17 protein-coding genes are annotated in these 18,297 nt (G+C 73.0%); 5 read left to right on the top strand and 12 right to left on the bottom strand.

All coding sequences use genetic code 11. From position 1 onward, the window contains the following. On the top strand, positions 1-1,044 hold a 1,044-nt coding region (locus AB0B68_RS30555; RefSeq protein ID WP_357264360.1), incomplete at its 5' end, for a glycosyltransferase family 4 protein. 277 nt (positions 1,045-1,321) lie between these two features. Here the strand turns inward: AB0B68_RS30555 and AB0B68_RS30550 are convergent. From AB0B68_RS30550 to AB0B68_RS30535, 4 genes are all read right to left on the bottom strand, one after another. Continuing rightward, positions 1,322-2,605 carry a citrate synthase gene (locus AB0B68_RS30550; RefSeq protein ID WP_355009019.1) on the bottom strand — a complete coding sequence of 428 codons (1,284 nt, stop codon included), beginning with the start codon at positions 2,603-2,605 and terminating at the stop codon, positions 1,322-1,324. Between the two features lie 233 nt (positions 2,606-2,838). Beyond that, the gene (locus tag AB0B68_RS30545) at positions 2,839-4,833 is read right to left on the bottom strand and encodes a sulfatase-like hydrolase/transferase (RefSeq protein WP_357264369.1); all 1,995 of its coding nucleotides are present in this window, start codon (positions 4,831-4,833) and stop codon (positions 2,839-2,841) included. Between the two features lie 49 nt (positions 4,834-4,882). Continuing rightward, positions 4,883-6,313: a methyltransferase domain-containing protein gene (locus tag AB0B68_RS30540; RefSeq protein WP_357264357.1), complete on the bottom strand. Its 1,431-nt coding sequence runs from the start codon at positions 6,311-6,313 to the stop codon at positions 4,883-4,885. A 17-nt stretch (positions 6,314-6,330) separates the two neighbouring features. Beyond that, positions 6,331-6,480, bottom strand: a complete 150-nt coding sequence (locus AB0B68_RS30535) for a hypothetical protein (RefSeq protein ID WP_165947858.1) — start codon at positions 6,478-6,480, stop codon at positions 6,331-6,333. Positions 6,481-6,680: 200 nt separating this feature from the next. Here AB0B68_RS30535 and AB0B68_RS30530 point away from each other — a divergent pair, with 200 nt between their 5' ends. Further along, entirely contained in the window at positions 6,681-7,526 is an 846-nt protein-coding gene (locus tag AB0B68_RS30530) for an arginase family protein (RefSeq protein WP_357264366.1), read from the top strand. Positions 7,527-7,538: 12 nt separating this feature from the next. Here the strand turns inward: AB0B68_RS30530 and AB0B68_RS30525 are convergent, their stop codons facing one another. The 5 genes from AB0B68_RS30525 to AB0B68_RS30505 all read right to left on the bottom strand — a co-directional run bounded on the left by AB0B68_RS30525 (position 7,539) and on the right by AB0B68_RS30505 (position 13,704). After that, a complete protein-coding gene (locus AB0B68_RS30525) occupies positions 7,539-8,828 on the bottom strand; it encodes a dolichyl-phosphate beta-glucosyltransferase (protein WP_357264363.1) in 1,290 nt (429 codons plus the stop codon). Between the two features lie 2 nt (positions 8,829-8,830). Then, complete coding sequence (locus tag AB0B68_RS30520) at positions 8,831-11,086, bottom strand: glycosyltransferase family 39 protein (protein WP_357264354.1); 2,256 nt, start codon at positions 11,084-11,086, stop codon at positions 8,831-8,833. A 44-nt stretch (positions 11,087-11,130) separates the two neighbouring features. Next, positions 11,131-12,636, bottom strand: coding sequence for a HAMP domain-containing sensor histidine kinase (locus tag AB0B68_RS30515; RefSeq protein ID WP_357264351.1), 1,506 nt, complete (start codon positions 12,634-12,636; stop codon positions 11,131-11,133). Further along, entirely contained in the window at positions 12,614-13,360 is a 747-nt protein-coding gene (locus AB0B68_RS30510; protein ID WP_357203899.1) for a response regulator transcription factor, read from the bottom strand. The genes AB0B68_RS30515 and AB0B68_RS30510 overlap by 23 nt, the downstream gene beginning before the upstream one ends. A gap of 113 nt (positions 13,361-13,473) precedes the next feature. After that, positions 13,474-13,704 carry a hypothetical protein gene (locus AB0B68_RS30505; protein ID WP_091408172.1) on the bottom strand — a complete coding sequence of 77 codons (231 nt, stop codon included), beginning with the start codon at positions 13,702-13,704 and terminating at the stop codon, positions 13,474-13,476. A 201-nt stretch (positions 13,705-13,905) separates the two neighbouring features. On the opposite strand from AB0B68_RS30505, the gene AB0B68_RS30500 reads away from it, so the two are divergent. From AB0B68_RS30500 to AB0B68_RS30490, 3 genes are all read left to right on the top strand, one after another. After that, positions 13,906-14,853, top strand: coding sequence for a serine/threonine-protein kinase (locus tag AB0B68_RS30500; protein WP_357203897.1), 948 nt, complete (start codon positions 13,906-13,908; stop codon positions 14,851-14,853). Between the two features lie 93 nt (positions 14,854-14,946). Then, positions 14,947-15,372, top strand: coding sequence for an OsmC family protein (locus AB0B68_RS30495; protein ID WP_124819422.1), 426 nt, complete (start codon positions 14,947-14,949; stop codon positions 15,370-15,372). 515 nt (positions 15,373-15,887) lie between these two features. Continuing rightward, entirely contained in the window at positions 15,888-16,739 is an 852-nt protein-coding gene (locus AB0B68_RS30490; protein ID WP_357203895.1) for a hypothetical protein, read from the top strand. Between the two features lie 24 nt (positions 16,740-16,763). On the opposite strand, the gene AB0B68_RS30485 is transcribed toward AB0B68_RS30490, so the two are convergent. The 3 genes from AB0B68_RS30485 to AB0B68_RS30475 all read right to left on the bottom strand — a co-directional run bounded on the left by AB0B68_RS30485 (position 16,764) and on the right by AB0B68_RS30475 (position 18,279). Then, positions 16,764-17,285, bottom strand: coding sequence for an ATPase (locus AB0B68_RS30485; RefSeq protein WP_357264347.1), 522 nt, complete (start codon positions 17,283-17,285; stop codon positions 16,764-16,766). Between the two features lie 114 nt (positions 17,286-17,399). Then, positions 17,400-17,846, bottom strand: coding sequence for a response regulator (locus AB0B68_RS30480; RefSeq protein WP_355009026.1), 447 nt, complete (start codon positions 17,844-17,846; stop codon positions 17,400-17,402). A gap of 85 nt (positions 17,847-17,931) precedes the next feature. Beyond that, positions 17,932-18,279 carry an STAS domain-containing protein gene (locus AB0B68_RS30475; RefSeq protein WP_357203892.1) on the bottom strand — a complete coding sequence of 116 codons (348 nt, stop codon included), beginning with the start codon at positions 18,277-18,279 and terminating at the stop codon, positions 17,932-17,934. Positions 18,280-18,297: the final 18 nt, after the last annotated feature.

The raw sequence follows: 18,297 nt of genomic DNA, 5'->3' as shown, positions 1-18,297 counted from the left end.
TTCAACCACACCCTCACCCGCACCGCCCTGCGCGCCACCCAGGCCGGCGCCTACGACGTCATCCACGCCCACGACTGGCTCGTCGCGCACACCGCGATGACGTTGCGCGACCACCTGGACATCCCGCTGGTCAGCACCATCCACGCCACCGAGGCCGGCCGGCACCAGGGCTGGCTCCCGGAGGAGATGAACCGCACCATCCACGGCGTCGAGCAGTGGCTCAGCAGCGAGTCCAACCGGGTGATCGTCTGCTCCGGGTACATGCGTGACGAGGTCAACGCGCTGTTCGGCGTACCGGCCGGACGGGTCGACGTGGTCGCCAACGGCGTGGAGCCGCACCGCTGGCAGGTGCCCGCCCGTGCCGTGGCCGCCGCCCGCGCCCGCTTCGCCGGGGACGGCCCGCTCGTCACCTTCGCCGGCCGCCTCGTGTACGAGAAGGGCGTCCAACACCTGATCGCGGCGCTCCCCCGACTGCGCGAGCGGCACCCCGGCCTGCGTGCCGTGATCGCCGGCGACGGCCCGTACCGCGCCGAGTTGGAGGCCGAGGTGCACCGCCGCGGCCTGGGCGGCATGGTCACCATGCCGGGCTTCCTGGGCGGCACCGACCTGCCGGCGCTGATGGCCGCGTCCGACTGCTTCGCCGTTCCGAGCATCTACGAGCCGTTCGGCATGGTGGCCCTGGAGGGCGCCGCGGCCGGCGCTCCCCTGGCCGTCGCCGCCACCGGTGGCCTCGGCGAGATCGTCGAGCCGGGCGTCACCGGGATGACCTTCCGCCCGCACGATCCGGACAGCCTCACCGACGCCGTGGACGCGCTCCTGTCGGACCCCGACCGCGCCCGCGTCATGGCCCGCAACGCCCGCCGGACGGTCCGCGACCAGTACGGGTGGGCCGCGATCGCCCAGCGCACCGCCGCCAGCTACGCCGCCGCCATCCACCACGACGCCGTGTTCACCGCCGAGCGCGCCGAGCAGCGGATGTCGCAGGGTCGCGCCCTCCCGGCACTCCCCGAGGGCAACCTGCTCGCCGCCGCCGGCCTGCGCTGACCCTGCTGGCCCGGCTCGGCCTGGGCCCGGCCCGGTCTCGGTCCGGATTGGCCCGTTGATCGGCCCGGCCCGGCCCGTTGATCGACTCGGCTTCCTGGAAATCGGGGCATCCCGGCACGAGGGACACCGCGCCTTGCAGGAACCCGAGTCGATCATGCCGGGCCGGGACGGGACGGGACGGGACGGGCCGGGCCGGGACGGGGCAGCGCAGCGCGGAAACGCGGCAGGCCGCCGACCCCGTGGGGTCGACGGCCTGCTGGTGAAGCGAGGAGCGGGATCAGCGCTCGTTGAAGGGGACGTAGTCCCGCTCGGCGGAGCCGACGTAGACCTGCCGCGGACGGCCGATCTTGGTCTCCGGGTCGTTGATCATCTCGCGCCACTGGGCGATCCAGCCGGGGAGCCGGCCGAGCGCGAAGAGCACCGTGAACATCTTGGTCGGGAAGCCCATGGCCTTGTAGATCAGGCCGGTGTAGAAGTCCACGTTCGGGTAGAGCCGACGGGAGACGAAGAAGTCGTCGGCGAGGGCGATCTCCTCCAGCTCCATGGCGATGTCCAGCAGCGGGTCGGGCTTGGCCATCCGGCCCAGCACGTCCTGCGCGGCCTTCTTGACGATCGCCGCCCGCGGGTCGTAGTTCTTGTAGACCCGGTGGCCGAAGCCCATCAGCTTGACGCCGTCCTGCTTGTCCTTGACCTTGCGGACGAAGGACCGGACGTCGCCGTCACCGGCGTGGATCTGCTGGAGCATCTCCAGCACCGCCTGGTTGGCGCCACCGTGCAGGGGGCCGAACAGCGCGTTCACGCCGGCCGAGACCGAGGCGAACAGGTTGGCGTTGCTGGAACCGACCAGGCGGACGGTCGACGTGGAGCAGTTCTGCTCGTGGTCGGCGTGCAGGACGAAGAGCATGTCCAGCACCTTCGACATCACCGGGTCGACCTCGTACGGCTCCGCCGGCACGCCGAACGTCATCCGCAGCAGGTTGTCCACGTACCCCAGCGAGTTGTCCGGGTACAGCAGCGGCTGACCGATGGACTTCTTGTACGCGTACGACGCGATGGTGGGGACCTTCGCCATCAGCCGGACCGTGGAGATCTCCACGTGCTCGGAGTCGAACGGGTCCAGGCTGTCCTGGTAGAAGGTGGACAGGGCGCTCACCGCGGACGAGAGCACCGCCATCGGGTGGGCGTCCCGGGGGAAGCCGTCGAAGAAGCGGCGCATCTCCTCGTGCAGCAGCGAGTGCCGCCGAATCCACTCGGTGAACTCGGTCAGCTGCTGCTCGGTCGGCAGCTCACCGTAGATGAGCAGGTAGGAGACCTCCAGGAAGGAGGACTTCTCGGCCAACTGCTCGATCGGGTATCCCCGGTAACGCAGGATGCCCGCGTCGCCGTCGATGTAGGTGATCGCGGATGAGGCAGCGGCGGTGTTGACGAAACCGGGGTCGTACGTCGTCATCCCGGTTTCCTTCAGCAGCTTGCTCACCCCGACACCGGCGGGGCCCTCGACCGCAGGATGCACCGGCATCGACAGCTGCCCACCGGGGTGATCGAGCTTGACTTCCGTCATGTGGTTCCTCGCTTCGCCGGCAGATCTACGTTGAATTGCCTTCGCTTCTACCGTAATTGCGGCTCTGGGGACAACGCCCGCCGTGGTTCGGCGGTGAGGTATGCGTCACCCGATTCCCGACCGGGCGGCCGGGAAACCCGGTATCCCGCCAGACGGGACCGGACCGGCCCGAACCCGGAAGCACGGGCCGGACCAACCCCGGGAACCAGGACGGACCGGGCCCGGAAGCCAGGTCAGGAGAGGGTGAGGCGTCGCAGCGTACCGTCCGTCGCGACCTGGAAGACGTCGAGCTGGTTGGTGCCGGCGTGGAACAACTTGTCGTCGGCGAGCAGCGCGGCGAACCGGCGTCCGCCGGGGTCGGCCGGCACCACCGGGACGACGGCCCCGATGCGGCCGTTGACGGCGACGGCGAGGAGGGTGCCGTCGGGGATCCGGTCCGGGACGTCGCCCCAGACCAGTGCCGGGAGGGTGCCGGTGTCCGGGTCGGTGGCGGTGAACGCCGCCAGGTCGGCGACCCGGGCGCTGCCGGCGGCGGGGCCGGCCCGTACCTCGGTGCCGACCAGGGGGTGGGGTGTCGGCAGGGGCGGTGGGGCGGGCACGCCACCGGGGAAGGTGACCGGTTCGCCTGGGCGGTCGTAGAAGTGTTTCGTACCGTCGGTGCGGGGGGCCTGCCGGGCGGAGCGGCCGTCGACAGCCCAGGGCAGCCGGATGCCGGCCTCGTCGGCCACGGTCGGCAGCAGGTCGACGTGTTCCCAGTTGCGGTCGTCCACCCGACCGGTCTGCTGCCGGGGTTCCTTGACGAACGTCGGCACCCAGGCGACCTCGCCGGCGGCGGCCTTGATGGCGTCCATGCCGCGGCCCTGCGCGCCGGGGCGGAAGCTGACCCCGTGGTCGGCGGTCACCACGACGAGGGCCTGGTCGTAGAGGCCGTTGGCGCGCAGCGTCCGCAGCGTCTCGCCGATCAGCCGGTCGGTGTAGCCGAGCTGGGCGAGGTGCCGCGCCCGGGCCAGGTCGACCCAGCCGGCGCCGTCGTTGGGCAGGTCCTCGGGGGCGTCGTAGCGCGCCCCGGACGGCAGGTACGCCCACGGTGAGTGGGGCATCAGCAGGTGCAGGAAGTGCAGGGTGGGCCGGGTGGTCGGCTTCAACCCGGCCAGGAAGCTGGTGAACCGGGCCGGTTGGTTGTCGTCCAGGCTGTCCCAGCGGAACTTCGGGTCGGCCGGCACCGGTTCGGCGGCGTCCAGGCCGGCCTCGGCGCGGGTCTGCTCACGGTAGGAGTCTTCCGGGTCGACAGTGCTCTCCGTGGGCCCGGCGACCCGGCCGAGCAGCTTGCCGGTCTCCCGGACCAGCACCCCGAGCCCCTGCTCCGGGGTTACCGGCTGCTCGCAGCGACTGGGTGGGCAGAGCCTGGTGATGCTCTCCTCGGCGCGGATGTCGTACAGGCCGCCGAAGGCGGTGAAGATGTTGTCCGGGTACTGCGAGTAGTGCGGGGCGACCGGCTTGGCCGGGTAGCGGCCGGTGAGCATCGCCGGCAGCGCGTTGGGCGTCCACCCGCTGACCCCTGTCGAGTTGCGGTACCAGGTGGAGCCGCCGGCCAGCTCGGCGAAGTGCGGGTACCGCCCGGCGTCGATCTTCCCGTCCGCGCCGAGCAGGCTGACCAGTGGCAGCTCGTCGAGGATCAGCATGACCACCGGCGGGTGCACGGCCGAGCCCTGCGCGGTGCCTGCCGCGCCGCCGTCGCCGCGCGGCAGGACCACCGCCGAGGTCGGCGAGGCGAGCAGGAAGAGCGCCACGAAGGCCACCGGGCCGGCGGCGGCCAGTCGCAGCACCCGGCCCGGCGCCCGCCACCGCCGGTGAGCGGCCGCGCCGGCGGCTCCGGCCAGCACGGCCACCAGCAGCAGGGGTACGCCCCGAAGTGGCGTGACGTGTCGGCCCACCTGCACGGCGAGGGCGGCGACCAGCAGCCCGACCATCCCGGTGTGGGTGACGGCGCGGGCGGTCCGGCCGGCCAGTCGGCTGAGGGTGCCGAGCAGCGCCACAGCGGCCGTGGGCAGCACCGTCACCAGGGCGAGCAGCAGCAGGATCTGGGCCGGGTCGGCGCGGTGGAAGAGGAAGAAGTCGGGGCTGCGGCCGAGCACGTCCAGCAGCGGTTGGGTGACCACGAGACCGACCAGGGCGACGATCTCCAGCAGCCGCCCCAGTTCAGCGCGCCAGCCCCGGTCCCACCGCACGGCGGCCGGCGGCGGGTCGGCCGCTGTCGACGGGGCGGCGGCGACCGGTTCAGCCACCGATCACCGTTCGGTAGAGCGTGCGGGTGCCCGAGGGCAGTTCCAGCCGGTCGGTGATCCGTCCTCGGGCGGCGAGCAGCGCCTCGAAGGTGTCGCGTCGGTAGTCCGGGAAGAGACCGGCGGGCTTGTTGGCCAGCAGCCGGGTCGCCAGCGGGTCCTCCGGGTGGACGAACTCCACCACCACCGCGCCGCCCGGCGCGGTCAGCCCGGCCAGCCAGTCGATGACCTCCGGCAGCGGCACGTTGCGCCCGATCGCCAGGTGGTGCACCACGGCCAGGGCGAGCACCACGTCGGCGGACGCCCGCTCGGCGAAGCCGGCCCGCTCGACGCCCCGCCAGCCGCCACCGGGCGAGGGGTCGGCCAGATCCAGTACCAGCGGCAGGATGCGGCGCTGCCCCTCGGAGCGCAGCTGTCGGTACAGCTCGTCGACGACGGTGGGGTCCTGCTCGACGGCGACCACGTAGTCGGCGTGCCCGGCCGCCAACCGGGAGTACCGGCCGTCGTTGGCGCCGAGGTCGAGCACCAGCCGGGGGCGGGTGCCGGCGGCCACCGCGACGGCCACGAACTGCTCCTTCGCCACCCGGTCGCGGGCCGAGTAGCCGCAGGTGCGTTGGTAGTCCGACCAGTGGCTCTCGGGCGGACGGCGGTCCAGCTTGCGGACCAGTTTCTCGATACCGCGGACGGTGGCGAGCAGCAGCTCCCGGGAGAAGCCGGCGGCCCGCAGTTGGTCGCGTACCTCGGTGGTGCTGGCGGCGGCGTTGCGTTGCTGCATTGCCCCGTGCAGGTGCAGGTGGGTCAGCACGCCGGGGCGCAGCCGGCGGGTCCCGTTGAACAGCGGCCGTAGCTCGTCGGCCTCGATGCCGTCGACCCGCGCGCGCAGCCACGGTTGGAAGTCGACGCCCAGGTGGGCGGTGAGCAGCAGCGGGTAGAGCACTGTCTGGCAGAACTGCCGGTAGCCGGCCCACGGTTCGCCGTCGCGGACCGGCTCGAAGGAGCCGATGTCGATGAAGACGGGTTCGGCGCCGCGCCACTGGAGGTTGTAGGCCGAGCCGTCCTTGGTGGTGAAACCCTCGCCGAGCGCGGCGGTCAGGATCTCCAGGTGCAGCAGGGCGGCGTCGCGCAGCATGCTGAACGACCACTCGTACGGGTGGGAGACGAACGGGATGCGCTCGTGGCGAAGCACAGCCGCCCACGGTGTTCCGCCAGCGGCCTGCACCAGGGTGGGCGGTGCGTCCTCGGTGGCGCAGACCTTGCGCGCGGCGACGAGCGCCGGGAAGAACGTGCTGCCGGTCAGTGCCCGCCAGTGCTCGGCGGCCTGGGGATCCAGCCCGCGCAGCACCTCGTCGCCGACGTGGAAGACCCGGTTGGCGGGATCGCGGAAGGAGGCCGGCTCGGGCCGTACCTCGGTGGGTGAGATCGCCATCGTCGGAGCTGGTCCGCTCAGCGCTGGTCGGTGGGTTGCCGGCGGAACCGGTCGACCAGCCGTCGCCAGTAGAGTTTCGCGGCGACCGCGGCGCCCGCCACCCCACCGACGACCGCCTGCACGATCAGGCTGCCGGATCCCGCGTCCAGGTAGGCCAGATGTTCCACCGATCGCTCCTTGCCCTCGCCGCCTCGACACCGGCGTCCTGGGCGTACACCGATGAGGCTTTTGACCCAGAAAGCCGGACTTGTCCCTCACCGTACGCCGCTCGTCGTCGCCGTCGCGGGCACATCGGCGTACTCCCAGCCGCACCACCGAATGCGGCCGGGACAGCCGACCGCGCCGGTACGCTGCGGACGTGCCGTGGATGATCGTGGACGCGCCGCTGGACTCCTCCGGAGGCGGGCGCGGCGAGGAGCGGGCCCCGGCCGCGCTGCGCCGCGCCGGCCTGCGCGAGGCCCTGGCCGCCGACGACGACGGGCAGATCGACGAGGCGCGGTTGCGCGACCCGAACCGCGACCCGGTCAGCGGGGTGATCGGCGCGGCGGGCCTGGTCCGGGCCGGCGGCGCCATCGCCGCGCGGATCGGCGCGCTGATCGCGGACGGCCACCGACCACTGGTGCTCGGCGGCGACTGCGCGATCCTGCCCGGCATCTGCCGGGCACTGCCCCCGGCGACCGACCTGTGGTTCGTCGACGCCCACCCGGACTTCCTCGACGGCACGACCTCACCGACCGGTGAGGCCGCCGACATGGACCTCTCGGTGGTCACCGGTCACGGCCCGGTCGCCGTCGGCCCCGCCGGCGCGCTGATCGAGCCCGGCCGCGTCCACCTGCTCGGGCACCGCCCCGCCACCGACGAGAGCAGCCGGGTCGAGGCGGCCCGGATCGACCCGGCGATCCACCAGATCAACGCCGCCGAGCTGCTGCGCCGGGGCGCGGCGACGGTCGGCGCGAGCCTGGCCACCGACGGCGACGGACCGGCCTGGCTGCACCTCGACCTGGACGTGGTGGACCCGCGCGACCTGCCCGCGGTGACCTACCCCGAACCGGACGGCCCGCGCTGGGCGGATCTGATCGCGCTGGTCACGCCGTTGGCCCGCGCCGACCGGCTGCTCGGGATGAGCGTGACCGACCTGAACACCGATGAGGACCCCGACGGGCGGCACACCCGACGCGTCGTCGAGGTCCTCACCGAGATGCTGGTCGACTGACCGGCCGGTGACTCAGGTACGGCGGTGGTGCATGCCGAGGCGCAGCAGCACGAAGCGCAGCACGGTGGCGGCCAGGTTCGCGGCCACCAGCACGGCCAGTTCGACCGGCCGGGCCGGTACGGCAGAGACGAGGTGCAGCACTGCCAACGCGCCGCTTGTCAACGCCAGACCGAGCGCGAAGGCGAGCAACCCCTGCGCGTGATGCCGGGCTGCGTGCCGGCGTCCGCTGATGCCGAACGTCAGCCGCCGGTTCGCTGCCGTGTTCGCCACCGCGGTGAGCAACAGCGCCAGGAGGTTCGCCGGTTGCGCGCCGAGCATTCCCCGGGTGGCCACGAACAGCAGCAGGTACGCGAGCGTGCTCGCCGCCCCGACCGCCGCGAACCGGACCAGCTGCCGGGGCAGCCCGACCGGCACCTGTCCTGGCAGCGCCGTTCCTGGCCGGGCACCCGGCCCGGTCAGCGGCGTCCCACCCGGCCCGGCCAGCGGCTGGGCACGTGGCGCGGTCAGCGGTGCCCGGCCGAGCTGCGCGCGCAGGTCGGCCAGAGGCAGCGTCCCGGTCAGCAGCGCCCGGCCCAGCCGACCCACGCCGCGCAGGTCGGCCAGGGCGGTGGCGACGATGTCCACGCGGCTGTCCGGGTCGTCGACCCAGTCCACCGGCACCTCGTGGATGCGCAGCCCCGCCCGCTGGGCCAGCACCAGCAGCTCCGTGTCGAAGAACCAGCCGGTGTCACGCACCACCGGCAGCAGTTCCGTGGCCACGTCGGCCCGGATCGCCTTGAACCCGCACTGCGCGTCGGAGAACCGCGCCGCCAACGCACCGCGCAGCAGCAGGTTGTAGGCCCGGGAGATCACCTCCCGTTTGGTGCCACGCACCACCCGGGAGGTACGCGCCAGGCGGGTGCCGATCGCCAGGTCGGAGTGGCCGGAGATGAGCGGCGCGACAAGTGGCAACAGCGCCGCCAGGTCGGTCGAGAGGTCCACGTCCATGTACGCCAGCACCGGTGCTGACGACGCCGACCAGGCGGCCGACAGCGCCCGCCCCCGCCCCTTGGCGTCCAGGTGCAGCACCTCGACGCCGGGCAGTTCAGCGGCCAGGCCGTCGGCCACCTTCAGGGTGTCGTCGACGCTTGCGTTGTCGGCGACAGTGATCTGGAACGGGTACGGGAAGTGTGCGCTCAGGTGGGCGTGCAGTCGTCGTACGCACGGCCCGAGGTCGACCTCCTCGTTGTGCACCGGGATGACCACGTCCAGCACGGCGGCGGTGGGTCGGGCCTGGATGGCGGGCCGTGGTCCGCCAAGCATCGTCACGACGCCCCCGCGGCGGCGCTGAGGTCGTAGAGGGTGACCCCGTCGACGGTCTGCGCGGTGAACGTCTCCGCGACCCAGGCGGCGATCTCCTGGGAGGCCGCGCTGCCGCCGTTGGCCCGGAAGCCACCGCCACCGACGAAGTAGTGGACCTTCCCGTCGGCCACGTAACGCTGAAACTGCGCCAGCGTCGGTGACGGGTCACTGCCGTTGAACCCGCCGATCGCCATCACCGGTTCACCGGTGGCGAGCTGGTAACCGGACGCGTTGTTCGAGCCGATGGTCGCGGCCACCCACGTGTAGTCCGCGCTGTCGCGCTCCAGCAGCTCGCGCAGTGCGGCGCTGGGCTCACGGGCGTCGAGCAGCCCGCCCATGCCCCCACCGGCCGAGCGCCCCTGCCCGCCGGGGCCTTGGCCGCCGCCCGGGAAACCGGGTGCGCCGTTACGATCACCGCCCGGGAAGGCGGGCCCCTGACCGCCATTGCGGCCGCCGTTCTGGCCACCGCCGTTCTGGCCGCCACCGTTCTGGCCGCCACCGTTCTGGCCGCCGCCGTTCTGGCCGCCGGGTAACTGACCGCCGCCCGGGAAGCCGCCCGGGAACTGGCCGCCGCCGGGGAGTTGGCCGCCGGGCGGCAGTTCCATGCCGCCGGGCGGTCGCCCGCCGGGGAAGCCGCCCCGGCCGAATCCGCCCGCCACGAACGGGCCGGCGCTCGGGATCGACCCGGTGTGGGGGGTCGCGGCGGTCTGCACCGCGTACGCCACCGGGCCGGCGAGGGCCGCCGCCGCGCCCAGGCCCAGCACCACCGGCACCAGGCGGCGGGGCAAGCGGCCGACGAGCAGGAGCAGCAGCGCACCGACCAGACCGGCGACGAGCACAGTCGTCCGCAGCCACGGGTACCAGTCGGGGCTGCGCCCGAGCAGCACCCACGCCCACCACACGGTTACCACGAGGGTGCCGGCGAGCGTCGCCGCGGCGGCCAGCGGACTCCACCGCTGCCAGCGCGTGCCGCCAGCGTCGCCGGGCGCGGGCTGCAGTCGGCGGCACCGCCAGAGCAGCGTCACACCGATGCCGACGAGCGCGCCGATCGCCGGTGCGAGCGCCACCGTGTAGTAAGCGTGGAAGATCCCGGACATGAAGCTGAAGATCAGGCCGGTGACCAGCAGCCAACCGCCCCAGAGCAGCAGCCCGGCCCGGGTGCGGTCGGTGCGGGCCGCCCGACCGGCCAGCAGCAGACCGGCGACCAGAAGGATCAGCGCGGCCGGCAGCAGCCAGGAGACCTGACCACCGATCTCGCCACCGAACATCCGCAGCACGCCGTTCTGCCCGGAGAACGGGCCACCCCCGCCGCCCGGGCGGGGGCCACCACCGCCGACGCTGCCGACCTCCTCGCCGGTGATCCGGCCGAGGCCGTTGTAGCCGAGGGTCAACTCCAGGATGCTGTTGCCCTGCGAGCCGCCGATGTACGGGCGGGCGCTCGCCGGCACCAACTCGACGAGCGCCACCCACCAGCCGGCGGCGACCACCACCGCCAGCCCTGCCAGCAGCAGCTGCCGGACCCGCCGCCACAGCCCGGTCGGCGCGGCCAGCAGGTAGACGCCGGCGAAGACCGGCACCACAAGGAACGCCTGCAACATCTTGGTGAGGAAGCCGAAGCCGACGAGCACACCGACGAGCACGATCCACCGGGTGCTTGCCGTCTCCAGCGCGCGCACTGTGGCGTACGCCCCGGCGACCAGCAGCAGGACCAGCAGCGCGTCCGGGTTGTTGAACCGGAACATCAGCGTCGCCACCGGGGTGACCGCGAGGACCGCGCCCGCGATCAGACCGGCGGCCGGCCCGTACCAGCGCTTCACTGTCGCGTGGAGCACGCCTACCGAAGCGACCCCGCAGAGCGCCTGCGGTACGAGCATCGCCCAGCTGTTCAGTCCGAAGATCCGTACGGACAGGGCCATCAGCCACAGCGACGCGGGTGTCTTGTCGACGGTGATGGAGTTGGCGGCGTCCGACGAGCCGTAGAGGAAGGCCTTCCAGCTCACCGAGCCGGCCTGCACGGCCGCCGCGTAGAACGAGTTCGCCCAGCCCGACGCGCCCAGCCCCCACAGGTAGAGCAGGCCGGTGGCGAGCAGCAGGATCACCAGCGCGGGCCGGGCCCAGGCCGGCGGGCGGCGCGTCGGCGGCGAGTGCTCGTCGGGGCGGGCGTCCGTCGGCGGCTCTGGTGCGGTGGGTGCCGTCGGCAGGGTCTCTGTTCTGTCCATGCGGCCAGCCTCGGCGGCCAGGCTGGCGCGACCCCGTGCGCAGACTATGCGTCAGCTGTGGGATTCGGCAGCCGGACGGTGAACACTGTCCGACCTGGACGGCTCTGCACCTCGACCGTGCCGTGGTGGGCCTCCACCACCGCCGCGACGATGGCCAGGCCGAGGCCGGTGCTGCCGTGCGCGCGGGACCGGGAGCTGTCGCCCCGGGCGAACCGCTCGAACATCTCCGGTTGCAGTTCCACCGGCACGCCCGGCCCGTCGTCCGCGACGGTGAGCACGGCACTGGCGGCGTCGACGGCGAGGGTGGTGGTGACAGTGCTGCCGGGTGGGGTGTGCACGCGGGCGTTGGTGAGCAGGTTCGCCACCACCTGGTGCAGCCGGGCGGCGTCGCCGGGCACCCGGATCGCCACGTCGGGCAGTTCGAGCTGCCAGCGGTGTTCGGGGCCGGCGACGTGCGCGTCACTGACCGCGTCCACCAGCAGGGCGGTCAGGTCCACCGGTTCGACAGCGAGCGGCCGGCCGGTGTCGAGGCGGGCCAGCAGCAGCAGATCGTCGACGAGGCTGGTCATCCGGGTGCTCTCCGACTCCACGCGGCGCAGCGCGTGCGCCACGTCGGGGGGAACCTCGTCGCGGCCACGGCGGGCCACCTCGGCGTAGCCGCGGATCGCCGCGAGAGGCGTCCGCAGTTCGTGGCTGGCGTCGGCGACGAACTGGCGTACCCGGGTCTCGCTGGCCTGCCGGGCGGAGAGCGCGTCGGCGACGTGGCCCAGCATCCGGTTCAACGCCGCCCCGACCTGGCCGACCTCGGTGCGGCTGTCGGTGTCGGCGGCTGGCACCCGGACAGCGAGCGCCACCTCCCCACGGTCCAGCGGCAGTTCGGTGACGCGAGTGGCGGTGGCGGCCACCCGGTGCAGCGGTCGCAGGGTCGCCCGCACGATCAGCGCGCCCGCCACACCGGCGAGGAGCAGCCCGACCGCGGCCACCCCGGCCTGCGCGGCGACAAGTGCCCAGATGGTCTCCTGGACGCCGGAGAGGGGGATCGCGACAACGCGTACCCGGCCGTCCCAGTACTGCCGGGCCACGGCCCGGTAGTCACCGCGATCGCCGAGGTCGACGGTGCGCGGTCTGGCGTCGACAGGGAGGTCCGCCAGCGCCGCGACCTCCCCCACCGCGACGGTCTGCTCGTCGGGGAACGGGTCGGCGCCGGAGACGCTCTTGGTCAGGGTCCGGGCGCTGGTCACGCGGCCATCGCTGATCTCGGCGACCACCACGCCGGACGGCAGTCCGAGTGGGATGCCCGGTCCGTCACCGGGGAAGGCCGGCCGTCCCGGACGGTCGCCCCGCATGGCCGTCGCGGGGGCCAACTGGGCGTCCAGCCGGTCGATCAGGAAGTGCCGCAGCGCCACAGTGGTCAGGCCCCCGATCGCGACGCTCACCAACGCGAGAAGCGCGAGCAGGGCAAACACCAGTCGGGTACGCAGGGAGCGCCCGGCCAGCCACCCACGGGCGGCGCGCAGTGGGCGGCGCCTACTCGGCGGGTCGGAGGACATAACCCGCACCGCGCAGCGTGTGGATCATCGGTGCCCGGCCGGCGTCGATCTTCTTGCGCAGGTACGAGATGTAGAGCTCCACCACGTTGGCCTGGCCCCCGAAGTCGTAGTTCCACACCCGGTCGAGGATCTGCGCCTTGCTGAGCACCCGGCGCGGGTTACGCATCAGGAAACGCAGCAGCTCGAACTCGGTAGCGGTGAGAGTGACGAGCTGGCCGGCGCGGCGGACCTCGTGGCTGTCCTCGTCGAGGCTGAGGTCACCCACGGTCAGCACCGCCTCCTCCTGCGCGGCGATCGCCAGCCCGGAGCGGCGCAGCAATGCTCGCAGCCGGGCGATGACCTCCTCCAGGCTGAACGGTTTGGTGACGTAGTCGTCGCCGCCGACGGTCAACCCCGCGATGCGTTCCTCGACCGCGTCGCGGGCGGTCAGGAAGAGCACCGGCACTGTGGGGGCGTGCTCGCGCAGCCGGCGCAGCACCTGGAAGCCGTCCAGGTCGGGCAGCATCACGTCGAGCACCACGGCATCCGGCTGGAACTGTCGGGCGGTGCTCAACGCCGCCATGCCGTTGCCAGCGGTGCGGACCTGCCAGCCCTCGTAGCGCAGGGCCATCGACAGCAGGTCGGTGAGCGTGGGTTCGTCGTCGACCACCAGCACCCGGACGGGTTCCCCGTCGGGGCGACGCAGCTCGATCCGGCTGGGCGCGGCCTGCCCGTTCATGACCATGGGCCCCATGGTGGCCGCCACGCCTGTGCCGCGCCCCTGCGGAAGCTGTGCGCGGGCTGTGCGAGCGGGCCGACGCGACGCCGGCGACACCATCGGTCAGCCCCGCCTCGTGCTCACTCGGACACCCCGTACGCGTCGGTGCGCACGAACCGCATGCTCCAGCCGCCGGCCTCGTCGGGCCGGTCGCGTTCGTAGAGGTGGTCGGGGCCGGGCTGCACCGGCCCCGTGCCGTCCGGGTGCCGCATGATCCAACGCTGGGGTGGGGCGCCGTCCGACCCGGCCGGCAGCAGCCGGACCAGGCCGTCCGCGGGCCCGCCGACGAAGCGTACGGTGACCTCGCTCATCGCGGCGTCCCCTCGGGTGACCGTGCCGGCACAATCGGTGACACCGGCTCTGGCTCGCAAGCTACCGCACCCACCGCTCCGGCGCAGCGAGGTGCGCGGGGCCCGTGTGCCCCGAACCGGGCTCGGTTTGCCCAGTTCGGAGGGCGGGTACCGCGATCGGAGCAACCCGGCCGTCGGCGGGGCGAGGACGAGGAGCGGTCGATGCGGATGCTGGACGAGCGGTACCGGCTCGAACAGCGCATCGGTGTGGGCGGGATGTCCGAGGTGTGGCGGGCCTACGACCAGGTGCTGGACCGGCCGGTCGCGGTGAAGCTCATCTCCCCCGGCCGCGACGATCGAGACGGCCCGGTGGACCGGATCCGGGCGGAGGCCCGGTCGGCGGCCCGGCTGGAACACCCCAACGTGGCCAGCGTGCACGACTTCGGCACCTCCACGACGTGGCCGGGCCGACCGGTGCCCTACATCGTCATGGAGCTGGCCGAGGGTGAGACGCTCGCCGTGCACCTGCGCGCCGGGCCGCTGGACTGGCAGATCGCGGTGCGGGTCTGCGCGGAGGTCGCCGCCGCGCTGGCCGCCGCGCACGCCGAGGGCATCGTGCACCGGGACGTCAAGCCCGCCAACGTCATCCTCACCCCGGCCGGGGTGAAGGTGCTCGACTTCGGCATCGCCATCGCCGCCGGAGAACCCGACCCGATGCCGACCGGCATGGTGCTCGGCACCCCGGCATACCTGGCGCCCGAACAACTGGACGAGGCGCCCGCCACCCCCGCCGCCGACATGTACGCCCTCGGCGTGCTGCTCTACTACAGCCTGACGGCCCGCCTGCCCTACCGCGCGACGACCTCCAGCGAGTTGCTCCTCGCACGCCGCCGTCAGCCACCGGAGCCGCTGCCCGACATCGCCGGGCTCCCACCGGAGGTCGCCGAGCTGTGCCACTCCTGCCTCGCCGAGGACCCCGGGCAGCGTCCGACCAGCCTGGTCGCCGCGCTGCTGCTGGCCGAGGCCGTGGACGCCCGGGTGTACGTGCCGATGACGATCCCGACGACCCGCCGGCCGGCCCCGACGTCGCCGTGGACCGAACGAGCCGCCGCGGAGGCCACCGAGGCGGTGGTGCTGGTGGACGAGCCGAACCTGCCCGCCGGGCGCTGACGGCACGACCCCGTGGTGTCTGACGGCGCGACCCGTGGCGTTTCGCCGGGCGGCGATGGGGTAGCCGGCCTGGTGAGCGACGGGAGAAACGCGATGCCGGATCAGAGTTCCTGGCTGCGTGAGGCCACAGCGACCGCCGAGGGCGGTCACGTACGCACCGACGATGGCGGGCTCTCCACCGCGCTGGCCTCACCGCTGGCGCCGCACTGCACCGGGCTGACCCCGGAACAGTTACTGGCCGCGGCCTTCGCCTCCTGCCTGCATCACGCGGCGGTGGAGGTGGCCGGGGAGATCACCGACGAGGCGCACACCGTGCAGGTCCGGGCGGAGGCGAAGCTGGGGCGGGACAACGACGGCCGGTACCGGGCCGACGTCCACGCGGAGATCTCCTCAGCCGGGCTGAGCCGGGATCAACTGGCCGACCTGGTCGAGTACGCCGACCGGCTCTGGCCGTTCTCCAGCAGCGACGCCAGTCGCCACCGCCTGACCGTCACCCCAGCGGAGAACGGCCGCCACTGACCCAGGCCCCAGGCGGCCCGCCACCCCGCCCGCCCCACCGCGCCGATCCTGCGCACGCGCGCGCCTCATCGCGTCGATCTTGCACTTTCGGTCGTCGAAATGAGGGACGTGCCCTTTGTGCCGCGACAGCAAGTGCAAGATCGGCGAGCAGGGTACGGGGCCTGGGGCGGTGTGGGCGGCGAGTTGGCGCGCGACCTGCGGGACGGGGCCGGGGCGGGGCGGGCTGGGCGGGCAGCGCGGATCGGGCAGAGCGGGTGGGTCGGCGGGGGCTGGTTGGTGGAGGTGAGCCTCGACTGTTCGGCTGATGCCTGACGGCGGCCGGAGATGCGGCCAGCGGAAGGGCGGGGCGAGCGGATTCACCCGGCAAGTCGGGAATAACCGTCTGGCGTGAGTCGCGAGGTTGGTCAACTCTGCTCCCGCTTTGCCCATTGAAGTCGGCATGATCAGGGCAAATTGTGGCGCATGCCACCGTACGGGCTGGTGGCATCGGGCATTCAGCTCTTTAGCCTCGTCAGGTGCACCCCGACGACCCCTCCGCCCAGAAGCTGACCGACGCGCGCCCGACCACCCCGTCGGACGACGCCGCCTCAACCGAACGGACGATCGGCCGTCACCGCGCTGCCGAAGCTCCGCGGCGGGCCCTGCTGGGCTCGACCCCGGTGCGGGTGGCGCTGGCCACCGGCGTCACCTGCTGCCTCAGCCTCGTCGCGGTCGCCACCGCGCGAGGCAACGACGACACCCCCCGTACGGTCGAGCCGCTCGCCGAGGCGGTGGCCGACCGCGCCGCCATCGCCGACGAACGCGCCTCCCGGTCGCTGGACCGCGACGCCGCCCCCGCCCGGATCCTGCCGCCCAGCCCGACGGCGAAGCCCACACCCACCCCCACCGCCGTCCGCAAGGCGCCCAAGAAGCCGGTCAAACCCCGCCGCCCCCGGCCGGTCGCCGGCCTCGACCAGGCGCAGATGGACAACGCGAAGATCATCGTGGACGTCGGCCTGGAGATGAAGATGCCTCGGCGCGCCCTGGTGGTGGCACTGTCCACCGCCATGCAGGAGAGCAACCTCTACAACCTGGCCAGCGACGTCCTGCCGGAGTCGGCGGAGTACCCGAACCAGGGCAGCGGCTCCGACCACGACTCGGTCGGGCTGTTCCAGCAGCGGCCCAGCAGCGGTTGGGGCACGGTGGCCCAGCTGATGCGCCCGTCGTACGCCGCGCGGGCCTTCTACAGCGCGCTCAACGAGATCCCCGGCTGGCAGGACATGAGCGTCACGGCAGCCGCCCAGTCCGTGCAGATCTCCGCCTACCCGGACGCGTACGCCCAGCACGAGGATCGGGCGACCACCGTCGCGGCGGCGCTCACCTCCTGAGCCGGGCTCGGACGCCCGCGCGTCTCAGCGACGGCCCGGCGGAGGCTGCGCACCCTCGTCCACGCCGCCGACCCCGACCCGGCTGCCCGGCACCCCGGCGGCTGCGGTGGGGGTGTCGGCGGGCACCTGCTCGACGGTCACCTGGCTGAGGATCTCGTCCACCCGAACCTCGCGCCGTCGGCGAGCGTCCAGCGCCGCCTCGAAGTCGCGTCGGGCCTGCACGGCCTCCGCGTACGCACGCTCCCGCACCCGCCGTGCCTCGTCGCGGGCCTCGTCCAGCTCGACGCGGGCCTGGGCCAGCAAGTCGGCCGCCTCGCGCCGCACCGCGTCACCGGCGGGCCGGGTGGCGGCGGCGTCGCCCAGGTCGAGTCGTCGCAGGAGGCCGCCGAGCGCGGCTGCCTCCTGACGAATCTCGTCCCATTCCCCGGCCGCCTCGGGTGCGCCCTCGGCCCGCTCCGCGAGCCGGGACAACCGAACCCCCAACTCGTCCAGGCAGTAATCCACCTGACGCTGGTCGTAACCGGTCTCAACGACGGAGAACCTCATACTGTCGCCCCCCAGGCAGCTGCTGTTACTTCCCCACCTGGATCCTCGGCCGCGACCGCTCGCGCCGAGGGGGTTCGGGGAAAATGTTCAGCATGCGCGCAGGTGGCGCGAGGCTCAGACCCGCTTGGGCAGCACGACGACCCGGCCGAAGAACTCATCGATGCGGCGCACCACGTCGTTGAAGTCGTCCAGGTCGATCGGCTTGGTGACGTACGCGTTGGCCTGCAACGTGTAGCTGCCGACGATGTCGGTGTCGGCGTTGGAGGTGGTCAGCACGACGATCGGGATGGTCCGCAGATCCTCGTCCTGCTTGACCGCCCCGAGCACCTGGCGACCGTCCATGCGCGGCATGTTCAGATCCAGCAGGATCACGTCGGGTCGGCGGGCATCTTCGTGCCGGCCCTCGGCGCGGAGAAACTCCATCGCCTCCTCGCCGTCACTCACCACGTCGATGATCTTGTCGACGTCGGAGTCCGCCAGCGCCTCCTCGATCATCAGCACATCACCCGGGTCGTCGTCGACGACCAGGATGCGTACCGGCTGGGGGCTGTCTGCGCCCATCACTACCTGCCTCGGAGTCGACGGGGACGGGACCCTGACGGTCACCGCGTTGGCGGGGGAAATGCTGGCGGGGAAATCTAGCCCATCACGAAGCACTGCGGGACGCGGGGTCGACCGACTCCGGTTCGTACCGCAACACGTCGGCGAGGCCGGTCACCCGCAGCACCCGCTCGACCCGCCCGTGGGCACCGGTGAGCCGCAGCCACCCCCCGTCGGCCGCCGCCTGGTTGTCGCCTCGGACGAACACGGCCATCCCGGTGGAGTCGCAGAACGTGAGGTCGGTCAGGTCGAGCAGCACCCGGGTCTCGCCCGCCGCCCTGAGCCGCTCGATCGCGGCGGTCAGCTCGGGGGCGGTGCTCAGGTCCAGCTCGCCCACGAGCCGCAGGCAGGCGCCACCCCCGTCGCGCTCGACGTAGTTGACGCTGAACGTCACCGTTCTCCCCCTCGCTCC

Source organism: Micromonospora sp. NPDC049049, from assembly GCF_040649115.1.
Classification (GTDB): domain Bacteria; phylum Actinomycetota; class Actinomycetes; order Mycobacteriales; family Micromonosporaceae; genus Micromonospora.
The sequence above is the reverse complement of the archived record's forward strand: the minus strand, read 5'-3'. Positions and strand labels throughout refer to the sequence as shown.